The sequence below is a fragment of the Bacteroidota bacterium genome, assembly GCA_008933805.1.
GTDB lineage: Bacteria > Bacteroidota > Bacteroidia > UBA8524 > UBA8524 > SB11.
In genome coordinates this window covers 140,497-158,070 of sequence record WBUH01000004.1, presented here as the reverse complement: position 1 = coordinate 158,070, position 17,574 = coordinate 140,497, and the positions used below count along the sequence as shown (strand labels likewise).

Below are 17,574 nucleotides of genomic sequence, written 5' to 3'. Positions count from 1 at the left end.
TGATAGTGGAAGGCTCACAGATAATGGGTAGAAGCGCGAACTCCCTAAAAATGAAAATTGGAAATTTTGGGAGCTTTGATCCAGCGTTAAAAGAAAAAGGTATAGTAGGGTTAACTAACACCAGCAAACTGGACGAAGAGGTTTGGAATGAGTATTATAATGATTGGGATAGGCTGGGTATTGATGCAGAAGAAATTATAGCAAAATACAGGAATACTTCTTTAGAAGTAATTGCAGGAGTTGACATAAAGAACTTACCAGAAGGAAAAGAAAGAGAAACACTTGTTAAAACACGGATAAACCAACAGTTTTTTAGAGATACAATACTTGTTTCATATAATACCCGTTGTGCCATTACTGGACTTAATATTCCTGAACTATTGGTAGCAAGCCATATTGTACCTTGGGCAAAAGATAAAGCCAACAGGTTGCACCCAACTAACGGTATTTGCCTTAATGCTTTGCACGATAAGGCTTTTGACAAAGGGTTGCTAACAATTACAAATGATTATAAGATCAAAGTATCAAAATATATTAATGACTTTGAGAAAGAGCCTTCGGTAGTAAGTTTAGTAAAGAATTTTGATGGTAAGGAAATAATCTTACCCAACCGGTTTTTGCCAGCAAGTGAGTTCTTGGAGTATCATAATAACCACATTTTTATTAGATGAACACGTTCAAGGCGATTGAAGTAGATTATTTGCGCCCAAACAAGACGGTTGAGACCATACTTGTTTCAAGCAATGAAAAGACTAGTAATAAAAAAATTCTCTATGTCTATAACTTTGAGGGGTTACATTTTAGGCTTTTTGAGAACATATTGGATTTGTTCTCTTTTCTCGCGAATAAAAGCTGTAGTATGCTTAAAGAGTTTTCATCGGATGAAGAACTAGACAATTACCTTTCAATTATGGAGATGTAACAATTTATTCCATGCTGTGAAAGCAGAAACAGCATTCAAATCTCTTACTCTGTTCGCACATTCGTAATAAGGTTCTTCCCTGCGGTCAGAAGGACAAATAGGGGACTTTTTGCTAAAAATAGGCCGCTTAATGGACTTGTGCGGTTGCTTCCCCATAATAAGGGGGAACACAAGGGGGTGTCGTAAAGCTCTAAACCATCGAGCTAATACGACTATCGTCATTGCGAAAAACCGCTTTTGGGTTTTGAAGCAATCCGTTCGTATAGATGGGTTGGGATTGCTTCGGGAGACCTCGCAATGACGGTTTGCAGTCATGCTGAACGATAGCGAATCACCCTATCCCGTCTTGCTCACACATTCGTAATAAGATTCTTCCCTACGGCCAAAAGGACAGATTAGGATTACTACAAATCAAACACGGTGTACATGGGGCAGTGGTCGCTGTGTCTGGCATCGGGCAGTATTTTAGATTCTACCACCTTTGCTTTCAACTCATCGTTCGCAATCACATAATCAATGCGCCAGCCTTTGTTATTGGCTCTTGCATTGGCCCTAAAACTCCACCAGGTATATTGGTGGGGTATTTCACCATTTGCATGGCGGAAAGTATCCACATACCCGTGATTTAAAAAGCGGGCAAACCACTCACGCTCTTCGGGCAAAAAGCCGCTGCTGTTTTTGTTGCCCACAGGGTCGTGTATATCAATAGGCTCACGGCAAATGTTATAATCGCCCACCAAAATAAGGTTGGGTATTTCTTTGCGCAAATCGTTCACATGGCGTAAAAAGTATTCCAACCACAGCATTTTAAAGGCTTGGCGATCTTCTCCACTCGTTCCGCTTGGGTGGTAAGCACACAATACAGAGTATCCGTCGTAATCGGCACGTATTACACGGCCTTCGCTATCGTACTGCTCATTGCCGCAACCGTACACCACGTTTTTAGGCTCGGTTTTGCTAAGAATAGCCACCCCGCTATACCCTTTCTTTTCAGCAGGGTACCAGTAATGTTTATAGCCCAACTCGTCGAAAATGGCGGTGGGTATTTTAGTCATATCCGCTTTAATTTCCTGAAAACAAACGATATCAGCATTTTGCTGGCGCAACCATTCGGGAAGCGTTTTATCTACCGCAGAGCGGATACCGTTTACGTTATAGGTGATAACTTTTACCATGATGCCAAATTAAAACAAGTTTGAATAATATTGAGTGAAAAGGGTTGATTTTTATAAGGGGATATTAAACCCAATGTTAGCACCCACTGTATAACTGCTTAGTGAGAACTTTGGGGTATCGCCGTTTATTTTGCCCGCTGTTCTCCATTTTTGGTTGGATAAATCAAGCTGGTAGCCGCAATACACCCCAAATGTAAAGCCTCCTTTGTGTACGCGAAAATCGGCGGCAGCATTCAGGTACATACCCGGATTTACGTAGGTAGAAGTTCTATCACTACCAAAAACATCCTTGCGGCTTTCATCGGTATGGTGCTCGGTGGTTTGCATTTCCCAGCGTTCGTAACCGTATCCGGCTGAAAGAATAAAATCAACGTTGTTGCTTTTAATCAAATCACCGCCATACATAAAGTTGATTGAAAAGCCTGAAAGTGCTATAGATGCCGAATCATTTATATCGCGGGTACCGGTTGAAAACCAAGTGAAACGGTTAATTAGCGAGTAACTGCGGTTTTTGGAGAAGTTAAACTCAAAACCGTAGAACTGTACCGAAGGGTTGAAATCAGTGTTCAGGCGGTTGTTGATGTTAGCTATGTTCATCCCTTTTGCACCTACGGTGCCTAAAACCATCATACGTTCTTTGTTGTTGGGGTCAAACAGGCTTGAAATGTCCATCGTTTCTTCTATGGTTTCAGCACTATTCTCATCGTTCTCGTTATAGTTGATGATTATCGCATTAAAACGCTTTGAAAGTTGTGCAAACGTGGTGTCGTCTTTATCTAAAACAGTAAGAGCTATGGTGTTCAACTCCGTATTGTTTATCAAACTGTCAAGTCCGGCATTAATGGCTACGTTATCATCCATAAAATCAAACATAGCAGGGTAGAAGATGGCGCACGAAAACACTTTACCTTCAAACGGGCTTCCTACTGAAGTATTTAGTCGTGTAGCCAATGAGTTGAAGTAAAAATAGCTGCAATCTTCTTTCTCGCGGCTGCGTTGGGTGTGGCAGCGACCAAACTGGCCAAAGATTTTTGTTCCGGGATTTTGAGCCACCAACCGTTTTACATTTTGTTCCATGTAGTTCTCACGGTAGATGTATTGGTGTGCGGCACCCTCGTATGAATCGTACACAAAATAGTCTTCAATGTTTTTTATCTCGGCTTCAAACAAATCAAAGTTGCTGCCCAAATACGCTTGGTATTTCTCTTTGTGCTTTTTGTAGTTTTCTATTACAAACTCCACAGTGAGGCGTGTATTTACATACACCTTGGTGTAGGCAGAATCGCTGCCGGGTTTCACCGTTTCAATATAGTCGTACTCCTCGCCCTCTTCCTCTTCTTTGTTTTGTTCTGATTCGTAATCGTGGTATTCAGAGATGGCTTTCAGCGCATCAATGTGCAGCTTTATTGAATCGTGCGGAGCTATATTATCCGGCATCAACGATTCTAGCATTTTTACAGGATATACAGGCTCGCGCTCCAAATCAACAGAGGCCAATGAAAACTTTTCGTTTTCGGGCAACGAGTCGTAAAAATCCCTCAATCCCTTAAAAAGAGCAAAATACTCGTCAAAGGTGTGCTTGTCTAAGAGTTCAAGCACATTGCTGTCTCCCGTTTGCACATACTTGTTTGCAACATACCCCAGCGAGTAGCCGAACTCCATCATGAACACGCGTACCCCTGCGGTTTTGTGCAGGTGTTTAAACATCTTTAGTTCAAGCTGCGAGTTCGACTTCAGGTAACGGTGGTCTTCTCCTGTAAAAAACAAAGAAAACTGCGAAAGGTAAGCACTGTCAAGTGCTGCAAAACTGCTGTAATCGTTATTATTTTCTACATCCAATACCTGTTTTTGTGCTGATAATCGGATACATGAAAAGGCAAGAAGTGCAAAAAGGAGTTGTTTCATCAAAAGTTATTTAACTACTAACTTTATTGTAGCAGTATTTGTTGTGCCTTGGGCGGTTAATTGGTAAACGCCTGTGGCAAGTGGGTTATTAGTGGTAAGTGTATAGCCTGCGCCTGTATTTTGTGCTTGAGCAGGTATAGTACGTCCGTTTATATCGGTAAGGGTAAATGTTGCACTGCCAAAACCGTCAGGTACTTGAACATATACAGTATTTCCGGCCACTGGGTTGGGATACACCATCAATCCGTTGTCAATCACAATATCACCGATAGACACCATATCAAACTCGGCAGAGTATTCAGCACGTTTTACAGTAGTATATGAGTCGTCTTCAAACTCAATAATGGCAAGCTGTTGCATTCCGGCATTTTCACGGAAAATGCGGTATTGGTAAGTATGCACCGAGTCGCCTTGATTAACCCCCATAGCGGCTAATAAAAATGGGTCGGCAGGCAAACCGCTGATATAAAAGCTATCTACGCGCAAAGTTTCTGATTTAAGTAACAAAGCATCATACGTAGTACCCGGTTGACCTTTTGACGGTACACGGCAGGTACCGTAGCTTATTACCTCGTGCGAGGCATCAAAGTAATTATCAAAATAACAAGGGGTGTTGTTAAAGCCCAGCAACGAAATATTCATGTTGAAAGTGGTGTGTGCTTTTGATTGTGCCACCCACGATTTTGTGTTTTGGAGTGGGAAACTGATTTCAGTATACGGTAGGGTAAACGCAAACGTTTGAGCAGGGAAGGTAACCGAGTCGGTGTTTAGTCCTGTAATAAATCCTAAGCTGATGGTTTGCTTCTCGTAGCCGATACCCAAGGCATCGATACCGCTGTTGGTTTTTTGCAGGTAAATTTGCTGGCGTACGGGCAAAGGGCCAAAGTATGACCACTCTTCGCTGCGTTCTGTTGCAGCAGTAAACACAGGGTGATTGCTTACAGGGGTGTATGTTACCTGCCTGCGTCCGCCGCGCTTTTGCACGCTGCCCAAATCCCACAGGCTGCCGGTAGCGGTATTAAGCGCTGGCACAGTGCCCGAATCGGTATACTGATAGGTGGCCGATGGTATGGTGGGGAAATTGCTTGGGGTAAGGCTGATTTGAGCCGTTGTAAGGGTAGCTGTTCCTAAAGCGAAAGCGAATAACAAGTAAATTTTTTTCATACAAGTGGTTTGAGTGATAAACAAAACTATATTATTTTTTGCATAGATATAATACCCTGCTCAATAAGCAGATAAAGAGCAGGTTAATAAACGTTTTCAGGTGGTTTTTTCTAATTCGCTCCAATACTCAGCGGCACGGCGGGTGTGAGGTATCACAATGGTTCCGCCTACAATGTTTGCAACGGCAAACACTTCATATATCTGAGCCTTGGTAATGCCCAATTCATAACATTTACCTAAATGATATTTCACACAATCATCACAACGCAGCACCATGCTGGCTACTAAGCCCAGCATTTCTTTGGTGGCTACAGGCAATGCGCCTTCGGCGTATGTTTGTGTATCTAAATTAAAAAGACGCTTAAGTACCAAGTTATCAGCACCCAAAATCTCTTCGTTCATGCGGGTGCGGTAGTCGTTAAAATCTTCAACAAGTCCCATAGTAGTTTTTTCAAGCAAATAACGTGTTATTCTTTGGTTTGTTTTGTTTTTCGGGTTTTGGAGGCAGGTTGTTCTTCGGCAGCGGGGGGCGGTTCAGTTGCTCCGGTTTTCCCCTCTGCAAAATCGCGTACAATTTTAAAACCCAAGCGTACTGCAACCGCGTGTAATAACCGCAATGCCGTTTTCTTTATAAACTCTTTTATGTTATCCGCTTTCCAAATTCCGGTAAGTACATCTTTAGCAATACCAAAACTTTTGGGCGATTTAATAAACCCGTATATGGCTGAGTTGGCGGCCATACCTATGTAATTATCCTGCAAATAATCCAGCCGTTTATCAAGTTCGGTTTCCATAGTGCGGCATTCAAGCTTGGCTTTATTAATGCGTTGTTGCAGTTGGGCTATATTCTTAATACGTTTTGCCATAACAGTTACAATTAAAGTTCTTCCTCCTCGTCAAAATCATCTTCGTCGTTGGCTATTTCGCGGGCTACAATATTGGCCACAGGCGTTTGTATTAGTGGCTTGCGCAACACCAAAGCCAGCAAAAACAAAAGGGCAAGAATGCCAGTGCTGATGCCGAAACCCGTGGCATAGCTGCCTGTTTTTTCAGCCAGCCAGAACGAAAACCACATACCGGCAAACACAATTACAAACAGCAGGATAAAAAATACAATGAATAGCGAAAAGAACAAACCCAACGCCTGTGAGGTTTTTAGTGAGGTTTGCAATCGCAGTAGTTCAAGGCGCTTTTCAGCATAGCTTTTTACCACCTGTTTGGTTTGGGTAAAAAAGTCTTTAAAATTATCTTCCATAAGGGTATTGGCTGCAGGTAGTGCCTGCACATCGGTTTACTCAAAAATACCACTATTTTTAAATGGACGGCTTGTGTATGTTGCTTTATATTTATTTTTACTGACGAATCAACCCAAGAACACTATTATGGCAAACTTAGACAGCGGCCGGATGCGGCAAACCTTCTTTCTGATAATCATAGTAGCAATGGGTTTACTGATTTTTTGGAAGGTTTATCCCTTCTTAACTGCCTTGCTGGGGGCGGTTACTTTTTACGTACTGTTTAGGGGGTTAATGTTTCATCTTTCGCTGAGAAAGCGGTGGAATAAAACCCTGTCGGCATTGTTGATAATGGCACTTTCGTTTGTTATTATCCTATTGCCCACTGGTGTGTTGCTAAAGCTGTTATACGATAAGTTGATGGTGTTGTTGAGCAACCCTGCTGAATGGATGGCAAAAATTCAGGTGGTGGTTACAGAAGTGAACGAATTGTTGGGGACAGATATACTGAGCAGTAAAAACCTAGAGCAATTGCCAGCAATGCTGGGCAATGTAGTGCCCAATATTTTAATGGCTACGTTTGATACACTGTTGATTGTGGCGCTTATGTATTTTATCCTGTATTTTATGCTTACGGGGGGGCGCAATATGGAGCGTTGGTTGTATGAATATGTACCGTTGAAGGATGAAAACGTAATTAAAATAGGGAATGAAATATACAGCATGGTGCTTTCAAACGCTATCGGTATTCCGTTGCTGGCTATTATACAGGCTGTTTTTGCGTTTTTTGCCTACTTATTTTTAGGCGTGCCCGACCCTTTGCTGTGGGGCGCCGTTACCGCTTTTGCATCCATGCTGCCCGTTATTGGAAGCACTATTGTGTGGTTTCCGCTTAGCTTATACCTGTATTTTAACGGCCAAGAGTGGCAGGGCATTACCCTTTGGATTTTTGGAGCAGTAGTGATTATTAATATCGATAATGTTTTCCGCCTGGTACTGCAAAAACGCATGGCCGATGTTCACCCGTTGGTAACCATGTTCGGGGTGATAATAGGGGTAAGTTTGTTCGGCTTCATAGGGCTGATTTTCGGCCCTTTGCTGGTATCCATGTTTATTTTGCTGTTGCGTATCTACAACGATGAGTTTTTGCAGAAACAGCGTACGATTGAAGACTAAAATTTAAATGTATAAATAGATTAAAGATGAGAAAATTCACCACCACATTATTTGTTTCATTGCTGATTATTACACAGGCAATCGCTCAAAAAACAAGCGAGACACGTTTTATTGAAGTAACAGGCGCGGCTGAAATGAAAGTTGAACCCGATTTGATTGTTGTTGAATTAGAATTGAGGGAAGAGGTAGATTATACTACAGAAGAATCAACGGTTTTGAATGATAACGCCGAAGCTGCTGTTAAGAAAATGCTTACAGCTAAAAAGATTGATCTTAAAATGTTGACGGCTGACCAATCGAGTGAACTTTTTGGAAAGGCATTCAGCAGCAAAGGGTCTAAAAAATTTACGTTACAATTGGGTAGTGTTGCCAGCTATAACGATGTGAAAAGAGGCTTAGACTCAATGTTGGTTACAAACAAACTTAAAAGCGTTGCTACCAGCAAACAAGCCCAATACATGGAAGAGGCTTCATTAATGGCATTGCAAAATGCAAAAACAAAAGCTGAAAAAATGGCAAAAACAATGGGAGTTACCGTGGGTAAAGTGTTGGCTATAATTGATACACCAATAAAAACGCAGGGGGGCAGCTTAGATGAGATGATGGATTTACAGAAAATGATGTTCTCAAAACTAATGGCTGAGGCAGGTACTACGGATATTATGGTAACAATTAACTACGAATTGCGTGTGAAGTTTGAGCTTCAATAAGAAAGATTTTACTGCGCTACATAAAAACCAAAACGCCCGATAATCATCGGGCGTTTTGGTTTATAAGGTTTATGGAAAAGGTTAGTCAGCCCTATTCCAAATTTCCCACGATTTTCTTGCCTGCAATTGCAGCATGGCAACCCCGTTGCAAGTATTAGCCCCGAATTCACGACCCTTTTGTAAAAACAGTGTATCAACCGGGTTATACACCAAATCGTACAAATAATGTTTTGGGGTTAATGCCTCGTAGGGAATGTGCGGAAATGTTTTTATAGCGGGATACATACCCAAAGGAGTAGTATTTACAATCAACTCATAGCTTTTAAGCGTATGGTTAGAGATGTCCTCGTACGTTAGCGGGGCTTCGTTATTCACCTGCCTCGATACCTTTACGCAAGCAATACCTAGTTGCTCAAGCACATAGGCTACAGTGTTTGAAGTACCGCCTGTACCCAGCACCAGTGCTTTTTTAGGCAGGTAACCGCCTAAAAACTCTTCTAACGTTGTTCTGAAACCAAAGTTATCGGTATTATGCCCGTAAAGGTGCAGCGAATTATCGGTACGGGTAACCTTAACCGTGTTTACTGAACCGATGGCTTTCGCTTCGGGAGAAATGCTGTCTAAAAATGGAATTATCGTCTTTTTGTGGGGAATGGTAACGTTAAAGCCTGACAAGTTTCGTTGGGTTTTTAGCCAATCACGCAGCACTGTAATATTTTCAAGCGGATAAAGTTTATAACTTCCTTTTATACCGGCTTCTTGAAAAAAGCCCTCAAAAATCTGCGGCGACAATGAATGCCCCAGCGGATAACCAATCAACCCCAATTGCATAGCTTATTTTTTTGAAAATCGGTGGCGCACAAACTCAATAATTATAGGCACCAACGAAATAAAGATAATACCAAAAATAACCGTTTCAAAATTATTTTGTACCCAAGGGGTTTGGCCAAAAATATAGCCCAGCAAGGTTACGCCTACTACCCAAAGGGCAGCTCCGGCAATATTATACGTAATAAATTTAGGATAGGTCATGCTGCCCACACCTGCCACAAAAGGGGCAAAGGTGCGCACTATGGGCACAAAACGGGCAATAATGATGGTTTTAGGCCCGTATTTTTCATAAAAAGCATGGGTTTTATCCAAATGTTCAGGTTTCACAAGGTTTCGTCCAAACAGTTTGATTTTGGTAGCTCCCACGCCAATATAGCGGCCTACCCAATAGTTTACCGTATCGCCCAAAAAGGCTGCAACAAATAATAATCCAAGGATATAATACAGGTTTAATGTACCTGCTGCTGCAAAAGCTCCGGCAGCAAATAATAATGAGTCGCCGGGAAGGAAAGGCATTACAATCAGCCCGGTTTCAACAAATATGATGGCGAATAAGATACCATACGTCCAGTTACCGTACTCCTGTATAATCAACAACAGTTTCTCGTCAAGGTGAAGGATAAAGTCAATCAGAAACTTAATATATTCCATTGTATAATTTTGCGCAAAGTAACCGTTAATTTAGCACATTGCCTGCGCAGGATTATTATTTTTGTTGAGGCACAATGTAAGTGCTGCCCAAAACGTTATACACCCGATGAAAACCCTTAAAAAAGTACTGATACTGCTTCTTTTGGCCTTTTGTGTTGCCTCAGTTACCTCTTGCAAATCAAGCAAAGGCGGCGGTTGCAACTGCCCTACGTTTTAAGTAAACGTGTGCCTTGTGTAAACAGCGGATGGGTTAAAAATCACCGTAATACACCTGAAAGCAAGGTAGTTTCAGTTCATCGCGCCACATATTCACCACTTGGTTGCGGTCGTCAAGCACAAACTCAATAAAGTACTTACCCTGTACGTGTGCATCAAAAATCTCACGTTTTATAATAGCATCCTTGCGGTTGTCTTCATCTTTTCTCAACACCAATAAATCATACGGTATATTGTGCTGCGCCAACCATCGTTGTGTATTGGGCTGATGCATCTGCTTTCGACCTGAAAACAACAACACTTTATACCCTAATTGCCGGTATATTTTTAGCGTGTTGGCTACAGGCACATTAAGCAAATCTTTTTCGCAACCCTCTGCATTAAAAGGGTCGCGCCCGTTTAGCAAAGCAAGCGTACCGTCAAGGTCGCAAATAATAGCTTTGGGTAATGTTTCATCTTGTTGGGCATAGCGTACACCATCGTCATAAAATTGACGGTGCATATCACGTATTACGCGCTCGCCAACGGGCTTTTCGCGTTGGGCATCACGAGCAATGCACTCGTGCAAAGGCGTATCAAACTCTTTTACCTCAACCGTTACCGTATCATTGTGTTGTTTGTTAAACTCCTCTACCAATTGGCTGATGCGGCTAAAATTTCGCTCAGATAGGTTGGTATCATCCACCACTACGCTTTTGCCTTCTTCAAGGGCTTTTACAATCAACATATCACGCACCTTCTTCACAAACTTTTCGTTACCTCTGCTGGTGTAACCGTTATCAAACATCATCCGTAAATCATCGCGGTTAATACGTTTATACACATTGGGGTTTTCATCCACCAGTTGCTTGGCATACGTTGATTTGCCACTGGCAGGCAGTCCCCGCATCAATATCACTTTCTTCATCTATTCTTCAATATTACTAAAGGGTTTTGAAAACGTTGGGCGTAACATTTTCCATATCGCATCGCTGTAATCCCGTTTATCCAGCATATTAAACAATATAGCCGGATACGTGCATTGCTGAAAATACAAAGCCGTCTCTTTACGATCGCCCAAATCTTTAAACTCTGCCTTTGCCCTGTTTTCAATTTCAGCATAGGCATTCAGCAAATCGGTATTGGTTTTTCTAACCCAACTGTAAAACTCGTCGGGTACGCGGTCAAGCAATTCATCTAATTCATTGCCCGCCCGTAGGTATTCCCAAATACTAATGTTAGAAACTTGAGTAATAATGCGGTGTATGCGCACATACTCCTTAAACTTTACCTTATAGCGCAAGCCGCTTGCAAAGCGTATTACAAAGCCTTCGCGGTTGTTTTCTTCAAGCGATTGTAATTGGCTGATATCGTTTACCCCATCGTATCGTTTCACCACAGGGAAGCCAATGTCTTCTAACGTATCTTCTTTACCCGTTGCATTATCAACCACGGATAGCAGCACCAAATCTTCGGTGGAGCCATAATCCACCACAATACGGTTTTCGGGGTAAATAATCTCAAACAAATAGGTTTTTGCGGGAGAAAGGTTGGTTAACACATGGCCGTACTTGGCTTGCAAAATGGCATTGGCCTTCACTGATTGGTCGCTGGTAAACGACCCGCGCGTAGCAATAAACGGTTGATTATTGTGCCAATACAAAATACCCAACGAGCCGTCCATTTTTTCATAAACCTCAAACGGTTCATTGGGGATGTGCTGGTTTTCTTGCTCTCCTAAATTAAAAAACTTCGGGAACGGACGGGCTATCACATTCATATTGCTGTCCATTATTAATCCCCTGCAATTTAGGGTTACCTCGTTCCATACCCTGTCATACTGCGCCTTTTGCGAGTAATTGTAAATAAACAAATCGGCCTGCGGGTGGTTTTGGCGCACCACAAAGCCGTCGGCCATCATTTCGTTTAACAGTGAAATCTCAAACATCATAAACAGGTGCTAAAATACGCACAGGGTATCAAAATCCGGTGATTGTGCGATTTAAAAGAGACGGGTTTGAAAGCCCATCCTGTTACAATTACCCCCTGCAACGGACTTAAGTCCGTTGCAGGGGGTAATTTCAAAAGCGGCAGGTTTTAACCTGCCGTAGCGAGCAACGTCAATTTACATCCGCCTTCCGTATTCCGACGGGCATAAAGCCCGTCGCTTTTGGAGGGGTTTGTCCCGAAGGGTTTTAAACCCTTCGGGACGTTTTGGTCAAAAGCCCTGAATTTTATATTCAGGGTCAGCAATTATCCCTCGTAAATTAATTGGTAACCTTATCAATAACGCCCGGTTTTACATCCGTCTTACATATCCCGACGGGCATGAAGCCCGCCGCTTTTGGAGGTATTGTCCCGAAGGGTTTTAAACCCTTCGGGACTCTGCCAACGCTCAATAGCATCGGGTTTTATACCCGATGTACCAAGCCCGATGCACCAAGACCGATGTTGCATACACCACGAGGCAGAAATAACCGCCTAATTTTGGTTACGGTACGTTTCATCCGCTCATTTTTACGGGTCGAAATATCAAAACGTGCATTCTTTTAGGGGTTTACGACCTTTGTTGCCATATAAATAAGTTATCTTGTATATACTATGAAACTAACCCCTATAGTTTTTCTGTTATCGTCGCTGCTACTGGTTGCCATCTCTTGCAAGAAAAAAGTAAACACGGTTACTCCCCAATCAAAAGATATTACCGAAGTGGTATATGCCAGCGGAGTACTTGAACCCCAAAACCAATTTATACTGTATTCGTTGGCCGATGGCACCATTGCTGAAATATTTGTAGCCGAAGGGGATACCATAGGCACTTCACAACCGTTGTTGAGGGTAGATGGCAATGCTACCGAAGCCCGCTTATATTCAGCAGAAGAGATATACAAGACCGCCCAGCAAAACTATGGAGAAAACTCACCTGCCTTGCAAGAACTGAAAACACAACTGAACACCCTGAAAAGCCGTTTGCAGATTGATAGCACTAACTATGTGCGCTACAAACGTCTATATAATGAGAATGCAATTAAAAAGTCTGATTTTGAAAAGGCGGAGTTAACCTATATCAACTCTCAAAACGATTACAAAGCCACCAAACAACGGATTGAAAACTTACGTGCGCAACTGTACGTAACCTTACAAAATGCCCAAAGCCAGTATAAGATAACGCAAGATGACGTAGCGAATTACTTGGTAAAAAGCGGAACGAAGGGACGCGTGTATGATTTGCTGAAAGAGAAAGGCGAGGTTGTGCGTCGCAGCGAAGCAATAGCCATTATCGGCGATGCTGAAAATGTGGTACTGAAAATGAGTGTTGACGAGAGCGATATAGAAAAGATAAAAATCGGGCAGCAGGTGTTGGTGCAAATTGAAGCATACGGCGAGAAGATATTTAAGGCTAAAGTAACCCGCATTTATCCTGCCATGAATAAGAAAGACTTTGCCTTTAGGGTAGATGCTGCAATGATTGAAACATTGCCCGCCATTTTCTCAGGAACTAACATTGAAGCAAACATCATTATACAAGAAAAGAAAAACGTGTTGTGCTTGCCCAAAAGCGTAATGATGCCCGGTGATACCGTATTGGTTAAAACGGCGGATGGTGATAAGAAAGTAAAAGTGCAAAAAGGCATTGAAAACTTTGAATACATTGAGGTAACAGGTGGTGTAGATGCCAATACTCAAATAATAACCAAGTAAGGCTAGTTATGAAAATTTTGCCCTACCTGCCCATACACATTGCTACCACACACCTGGTATCGCGCAAAAAAACCACCATCGTGGCTATTTTGGGGGTAACCTTCGGTATTGCCATGTTTATCATCATGATTAGTTTTATGACGGGGATAAACGACTTCCTTTCAGAAACTACGCTTACTTCTACGGCTCATATACGGTTATACAACGATGTGGAGCTGGCCAAAACTACCATTACCGATAAATATTATAACAATCCTAACCACCTGACGGTGATACACAGCCCTCGCCCAAAAAACGAGTTACCAAAACTAAAAAACGGCTTGCACGTGGCCGAACAGTTAAAAAAGCAGCCCGAAGTATTGGCTGTGTCGCCCACGGTTAGTTCGCAGGTGTTTTATAACTACGGTCCTACCCAGCTAAACGGCATACTTACGGGAGTTGATATTTTGGCCGAAGACAGGATGTTTGACCTCAAACCCAAAATGCGCAGCGGCGAAATTGAAGACTTGCTGGCCGGTAGCGATGCCATTTTGATGGGCATTGGGTTGGCAAAAAAACTGAACGTTAAGAAGGGCGATAAAGTAATCGTTTCTACCCCTTTGGGCGGAACGCTTACCCTAATCATAGCAGGTACATTTTCCTACGGGGTAGGGGCAATAGATAATAGCCGCAGCTATGCCACCTTACAAACCGTGCAAAAAATACTGGGACAAAGCAGCAGCTACATTACTGATATTAACCTGAAACTAAAAGACATTAACCAAGCTAAGAGTTTTGCACCCCAATATGCAAGCAGTTTTGGATATACTGCCGAGGATTGGGAAACTGCCAACGCTACCATATTAGTGAGCTTTGTGATACGTAATGCACTTACCATTGTTGTTGTAACCACGCTGCTGATTGTGGCAGGTTTCGGTATTTACAACATTATGAGTATGACTATTAACGAGAAGATGAAAGACATAGCCATACTAAAAGCTACAGGGTTTGCAGGTAAAGATGTGGTAAGCATTTTTATGTCGCAAGCAGTAATAATAGGTATTAGCGGGGCATTACTCGGGTTGGTGATTGGGTTTGTCGTGAGCAAATTCTTAAACTCGTTACCGTTTGATGGAGGTGAGTTTTTAGCAATGGATCATTTTCCGGTGGCCTTTGAGGTGAAACACTATGCCTTTGGAATAGCCTTTGGTATACTCACTACCTTTTTTGCAGGATGGTTCCCTTCACGAAAAGCTGCAAAAATAGACCCTGTAAGGATTTTGAGAGGATAAGCAATTAATGTGCAGGTGTGTAAATATGCAAATGTGCAAATGGCTGGCGCGGTGGTTCCCCTCCTTGTGAGGATATGTGCTGGGAATAAGGAGGGGCAAGGGGAGGTGTAATAATTAAAACAAATGATAGCGTTAAAGGCAGAAAATATAACCAAGTACTTTTACGAGCCGCAAAAGTTTAAGGTGCTTAACAATATAAACTTTGAGGTGAATAAGGGCGAGTTTCTTAGTTTGGTAGGAAAATCAGGCTGTGGTAAATCAACCTTGTTATACGTGCTTTCAACAATGGATACTGACTATGAAGGTTCATTGATGATTGACGGTGTAACCGCAACAGGCAAAACCCAAAACCAGTTGGCTCACTTACGCAACGAAAAGATAGGGTTTGTGTTCCAGTTTCACTTCCTGTTGCCTGAGTTCAGTTGCTTGGATAACGTAATGATGCCTGCGCTTAAATTGGGTAAATACAGTCGCGAAGAAATACGCGAACGTGCCTATGAAAAACTGAGCATACTTGGTATGCAAGACCAAGCATTAAAAGCTACCTCAAAACTTTCCGGAGGACAGCAACAACGGGTGGCCATTGCCCGTGCGCTGATTAACGACCCTTTACTAATAATGGGCGATGAGCCCACCGGAAACCTTGATACTAAAAACACGCAAATAGTTTTTGATATATTTAAACAACTAACGGTAGAGTATAACCAAACTATTGTGGCAGTTACCCACGATAAGGGGTTTGCAAAAAACTCTGATCGTATTATTGTAATGCAAGACGGCGAGATAATAGATAAAAACTTTTTTGATGAGTAAGTGTAGAAAATATCCGCTTATGTATTCACGGGCAATGCACCGTACAGGCATCATATTATCGTTGGCCTTCATCGGCCTGATAGTGCGTATGGTGTTTTTCTCGGATTTATTTACCAGAGCCGGTCATGTACAAAGCTTTTTCCTAAGCCTTATAGTCATCTCCTTTATTTGGCACGGCCTAGAAAAAATAAACAGTTTCTTAAACCGTAAAGTACCGTATTCAAAAGGTATTATGCGCCGTATAGTTGTTCAGTTTGTTATCGGCCAGATATTTTTTTATGGTTTCTTAGTAGTGTTAGGATTGTTTATAGTCCCCATTTTTAAAGAGATTCCCCTTACCCGCGAAGTCATTTTCTCAGGATTGGTCGTGTACCTGCTTATAAACATTGCAGCTAACTCGGCAATTGTCGGCTTCCATTTTTTTAACGAATGGAAAAAATCACTCTTACAACAGTCTATGCTCGAAAAAGAAAAATCACAGGCAAATTTTGAGAACCTTAAAAACCAGCTGAACCCTCATTTCTTGTTCAACAGTTTGTCGTCTCTTAACAGCCTGATATTTGAAAATCCCGAACTGGCTTCAAAATTCTTGAAGCAGTTATCAAAGGTTTACCGCTACCTGCTTGAGAACAACCAGACGGAATATGTGCCCTTAGAAACCGAAATCGATTTTGTGGAACACTACATATCGTTACTACAAACACGTTTTGGTAATGGACTTGAGGTAAAAATGCAGTATCCCGAACCTGATGAGGCGCACTACCGCATTATACCGGTTACTTTGCAGATATTGGTTGAGAACGCCATAAAGCACAACATTACTTACGAAGACAGCCCCTTAAAAATTGAGATATATACCCAAAACGGATATTTGGTAGTGCAAAACAACCACCAACCCAAAACCCGTGTGGAAGGGAGCAACAAAAAGGGGTTGGACAACCTGCGCGACCTGTATTACTACACCACCGGCAGGGAAGCTATTATTGAAAGCTCGCCCCAAGTGTTTACCGTTAAAATTCCATTGATAGCCGCATGAAAGCCGTAATTGTTGAAGATGAAAAATTAATAGCCGCCGACCTTAATAAAATGTTGGCGCATTGCTGCCCTGATATAGAAATATTGGCTACGTTACATAGTCTGAAGGCTTCTGTAGAATGGTTTAACACCAACCCGACTCCCGATTTGGTGTTTATGGACATACAGCTAAGCGACGGCACCAGTTTTGAGATATTTGACAAAACAGGACTGCAATGCCCTGTAATATTTACCACCGCTTATAACGAGTATGCCATACGTGCATTTAAAGTAAACAGCGTTGATTATTTACTGAAACCGATAGATGAAGACGAGTTGAAACGTGCCGTTGAAAAATACCGTAAAGTGTACTTACTAAATGGTAATGCTTCCCCGCTTCAGGCTCAGTTGCAAGCCCTTGTGCAGCAAATTTACCCAGCACCCAATCCAAAGCACAAAGAGCGGTTTATAGTGCATTATAAAAACACGTTGATGCCTGTAAACACCGACCAAATTGCGTTGTTTGCCCGCGACGAGTTGGTGTTTATTTATACGCAAGACGGAGAACGCTATATTCCCGACCATTATAACAGCCTTGATGAAATTGAAGCCGAGCTAGACCCGCAGGTTTTTTTTAGGGCAAACAGGCAGGTGATTGTAAATATTAATGTGATTGAAAATTACCGTGCAGATTACACAGGAAAACTGCACGTGAAGCTGAAAACAACGCTATACCCCGAAACCGATATCAGCCGCGAGAAATCCCCTTTGTTTAAAAAGTGGTTGGGGTAATCCATCATTAAAAGTTGT

Annotated in this window: 19 protein-coding genes; 9 read left to right on the top strand and 10 right to left on the bottom strand. The window is 42.1% G+C overall.

Going from position 1 to position 17,574, the window contains the following annotated elements; genetic code table 11:
* Window positions 1-50 precede the first annotated feature (50 nt).
* On the top strand, window positions 51-671 hold the full coding sequence (locus tag F9K23_05820; protein ID KAB2917347.1) for an HNH endonuclease: 621 nt from the start codon (window positions 51-53) through the stop codon (window positions 669-671).
* Complete coding sequence (locus tag F9K23_05815) at window positions 668-922, top strand: hypothetical protein (protein ID KAB2917272.1); 255 nt, start codon at window positions 668-670, stop codon at window positions 920-922. Before F9K23_05820 ends, F9K23_05815 begins: the two co-directional genes overlap by 4 nt.
* A 404-nt stretch (window positions 923-1,326) precedes the next feature.
* Here the strand turns inward: F9K23_05815 and xth are convergent, their stop codons facing one another.
* From xth to F9K23_05785, 6 genes are all read right to left on the bottom strand, one after another.
* Window positions 1,327-2,097, bottom strand: a complete 771-nt coding sequence (gene xth / locus F9K23_05810; protein ID KAB2917271.1) for an exodeoxyribonuclease III — start codon at window positions 2,095-2,097, stop codon at window positions 1,327-1,329.
* A 51-nt stretch (window positions 2,098-2,148) separates the two neighbouring features.
* Window positions 2,149-4,002 carry an erythromycin esterase family protein gene (locus F9K23_05805; GenBank protein KAB2917270.1) on the bottom strand — a complete coding sequence of 618 codons (1,854 nt, stop codon included), beginning with the start codon at window positions 4,000-4,002 and terminating at the stop codon, window positions 2,149-2,151.
* A 6-nt stretch (window positions 4,003-4,008) separates the two neighbouring features.
* The gene (locus F9K23_05800) at window positions 4,009-5,166 is read right to left on the bottom strand and encodes a T9SS type A sorting domain-containing protein (GenBank protein KAB2917269.1); all 1,158 of its coding nucleotides are present in this window, start codon (window positions 5,164-5,166) and stop codon (window positions 4,009-4,011) included.
* 96 nt (window positions 5,167-5,262) lie between these two features.
* Window positions 5,263-5,607: a carboxymuconolactone decarboxylase family protein gene (locus tag F9K23_05795; protein ID KAB2917268.1), complete on the bottom strand. Its 345-nt coding sequence runs from the start codon at window positions 5,605-5,607 to the stop codon at window positions 5,263-5,265.
* 26 nt (window positions 5,608-5,633) lie between these two features.
* Window positions 5,634-6,032, bottom strand: a complete 399-nt coding sequence (locus tag F9K23_05790; GenBank protein ID KAB2917267.1) for a hypothetical protein — start codon at window positions 6,030-6,032, stop codon at window positions 5,634-5,636.
* An 11-nt stretch (window positions 6,033-6,043) separates the two neighbouring features.
* On the bottom strand, window positions 6,044-6,451 hold the full coding sequence (locus F9K23_05785; GenBank protein ID KAB2917266.1) for a hypothetical protein: 408 nt from the start codon (window positions 6,449-6,451) through the stop codon (window positions 6,044-6,046).
* 97 nt (window positions 6,452-6,548) lie between these two features.
* On the opposite strand from F9K23_05785, the gene F9K23_05780 reads away from it, so the two are divergent.
* Together F9K23_05780 and F9K23_05775 are read left to right on the top strand one after the other, a co-directional pair.
* Window positions 6,549-7,577 (top strand): AI-2E family transporter, encoded by a 1,029-nt coding sequence (locus F9K23_05780; GenBank protein KAB2917265.1) that lies wholly within the window; start codon window positions 6,549-6,551, stop codon window positions 7,575-7,577.
* Between the two features lie 26 nt (window positions 7,578-7,603).
* Window positions 7,604-8,287 carry an SIMPL domain-containing protein gene (locus F9K23_05775; protein ID KAB2917264.1) on the top strand — a complete coding sequence of 228 codons (684 nt, stop codon included), beginning with the start codon at window positions 7,604-7,606 and terminating at the stop codon, window positions 8,285-8,287.
* Window positions 8,288-8,368: 81 nt separating this feature from the next.
* Here F9K23_05775 and F9K23_05770 read toward each other — a convergent pair whose 3' ends face one another.
* The 4 genes from F9K23_05770 to F9K23_05755 form a co-directional block, all read right to left on the bottom strand.
* Window positions 8,369-9,118 carry a shikimate dehydrogenase gene (locus F9K23_05770; GenBank protein ID KAB2917263.1) on the bottom strand — a complete coding sequence of 250 codons (750 nt, stop codon included), beginning with the start codon at window positions 9,116-9,118 and terminating at the stop codon, window positions 8,369-8,371.
* 3 nt (window positions 9,119-9,121) lie between these two features.
* A complete protein-coding gene (locus F9K23_05765; protein ID KAB2917262.1) occupies window positions 9,122-9,769 on the bottom strand; it encodes a DedA family protein in 648 nt (215 codons plus the stop codon).
* A gap of 250 nt (window positions 9,770-10,019) precedes the next feature.
* Window positions 10,020-10,892, bottom strand: a complete 873-nt coding sequence (locus tag F9K23_05760; GenBank protein ID KAB2917261.1) for an AAA family ATPase — start codon at window positions 10,890-10,892, stop codon at window positions 10,020-10,022.
* On the bottom strand, window positions 10,893-11,915 hold the full coding sequence (locus F9K23_05755) for a hypothetical protein (protein KAB2917260.1): 1,023 nt from the start codon (window positions 11,913-11,915) through the stop codon (window positions 10,893-10,895). It abuts the gene before it with no gap.
* A gap of 650 nt (window positions 11,916-12,565) precedes the next feature.
* On the opposite strand from F9K23_05755, the gene F9K23_05750 reads away from it, so the two are divergent.
* The 5 genes from F9K23_05750 (at window position 12,566) to F9K23_05730 (ending at window position 17,556) form a co-directional block, all read left to right on the top strand.
* Window positions 12,566-13,666, top strand: coding sequence for an efflux RND transporter periplasmic adaptor subunit (locus tag F9K23_05750; GenBank protein KAB2917259.1), 1,101 nt, complete (start codon window positions 12,566-12,568; stop codon window positions 13,664-13,666).
* 8 nt (window positions 13,667-13,674) lie between these two features.
* Window positions 13,675-14,937: an ABC transporter permease gene (locus tag F9K23_05745; protein KAB2917258.1), complete on the top strand. Its 1,263-nt coding sequence runs from the start codon at window positions 13,675-13,677 to the stop codon at window positions 14,935-14,937.
* Window positions 14,938-15,060: 123 nt separating this feature from the next.
* Entirely contained in the window at window positions 15,061-15,750 is a 690-nt protein-coding gene (locus tag F9K23_05740; protein ID KAB2917257.1) for an ABC transporter ATP-binding protein, read from the top strand.
* On the top strand, window positions 15,743-16,786 hold the full coding sequence (locus F9K23_05735; protein KAB2917256.1) for a histidine kinase: 1,044 nt from the start codon (window positions 15,743-15,745) through the stop codon (window positions 16,784-16,786). Before F9K23_05740 ends, F9K23_05735 begins: the two co-directional genes overlap by 8 nt.
* A complete protein-coding gene (locus F9K23_05730) occupies window positions 16,783-17,556 on the top strand; it encodes a response regulator transcription factor (GenBank protein ID KAB2917255.1) in 774 nt (257 codons plus the stop codon). Before F9K23_05735 ends, F9K23_05730 begins: the two co-directional genes overlap by 4 nt.
* Window positions 17,557-17,574: the final 18 nt, after the last annotated feature.

Excerpts from the sequence above, each read along its gene's own strand:
- F9K23_05820 (KAB2917347.1), top strand. The coding sequence starts at position 51 with ATGAAAATTGGAAATTTTGGGAGCTTTGATCCAGCGTTAAAAGAAAAA.
- F9K23_05815 (KAB2917272.1), top strand. The coding sequence starts at position 668 with ATGAACACGTTCAAGGCGATTGAAGTAGATTATTTGCGCCCAAACAAG.
- xth (KAB2917271.1), bottom strand. The coding sequence starts at position 2,097 with ATGGTAAAAGTTATCACCTATAACGTAAACGGTATCCGCTCTGCGGTA.
- F9K23_05805 (KAB2917270.1), bottom strand. The coding sequence starts at position 4,002 with ATGAAACAACTCCTTTTTGCACTTCTTGCCTTTTCATGTATCCGATTA.
- F9K23_05800 (KAB2917269.1), bottom strand. The coding sequence starts at position 5,166 with ATGAAAAAAATTTACTTGTTATTCGCTTTCGCTTTAGGAACAGCTACC.
- F9K23_05795 (KAB2917268.1), bottom strand. The coding sequence starts at position 5,607 with ATGGGACTTGTTGAAGATTTTAACGACTACCGCACCCGCATGAACGAA.
- F9K23_05790 (KAB2917267.1), bottom strand. The coding sequence starts at position 6,032 with ATGGCAAAACGTATTAAGAATATAGCCCAACTGCAACAACGCATTAAT.
- F9K23_05780 (KAB2917265.1), top strand. The coding sequence starts at position 6,549 with ATGGCAAACTTAGACAGCGGCCGGATGCGGCAAACCTTCTTTCTGATA.
- F9K23_05775 (KAB2917264.1), top strand. The coding sequence starts at position 7,604 with ATGAGAAAATTCACCACCACATTATTTGTTTCATTGCTGATTATTACA.
- F9K23_05770 (KAB2917263.1), bottom strand. The coding sequence starts at position 9,118 with ATGCAATTGGGGTTGATTGGTTATCCGCTGGGGCATTCATTGTCGCCG.
- F9K23_05765 (KAB2917262.1), bottom strand. The coding sequence starts at position 9,769 with ATGGAATATATTAAGTTTCTGATTGACTTTATCCTTCACCTTGACGAG.
- F9K23_05760 (KAB2917261.1), bottom strand. The coding sequence starts at position 10,892 with ATGAAGAAAGTGATATTGATGCGGGGACTGCCTGCCAGTGGCAAATCA.
- F9K23_05755 (KAB2917260.1), bottom strand. The coding sequence starts at position 11,915 with ATGATGTTTGAGATTTCACTGTTAAACGAAATGATGGCCGACGGCTTT.
- F9K23_05750 (KAB2917259.1), top strand. The coding sequence starts at position 12,566 with ATGAAACTAACCCCTATAGTTTTTCTGTTATCGTCGCTGCTACTGGTT.
- F9K23_05745 (KAB2917258.1), top strand. The coding sequence starts at position 13,675 with ATGAAAATTTTGCCCTACCTGCCCATACACATTGCTACCACACACCTG.
- F9K23_05740 (KAB2917257.1), top strand. The coding sequence starts at position 15,061 with ATGATAGCGTTAAAGGCAGAAAATATAACCAAGTACTTTTACGAGCCG.
- F9K23_05735 (KAB2917256.1), top strand. The coding sequence starts at position 15,743 with ATGAGTAAGTGTAGAAAATATCCGCTTATGTATTCACGGGCAATGCAC.
- F9K23_05730 (KAB2917255.1), top strand. The coding sequence starts at position 16,783 with ATGAAAGCCGTAATTGTTGAAGATGAAAAATTAATAGCCGCCGACCTT.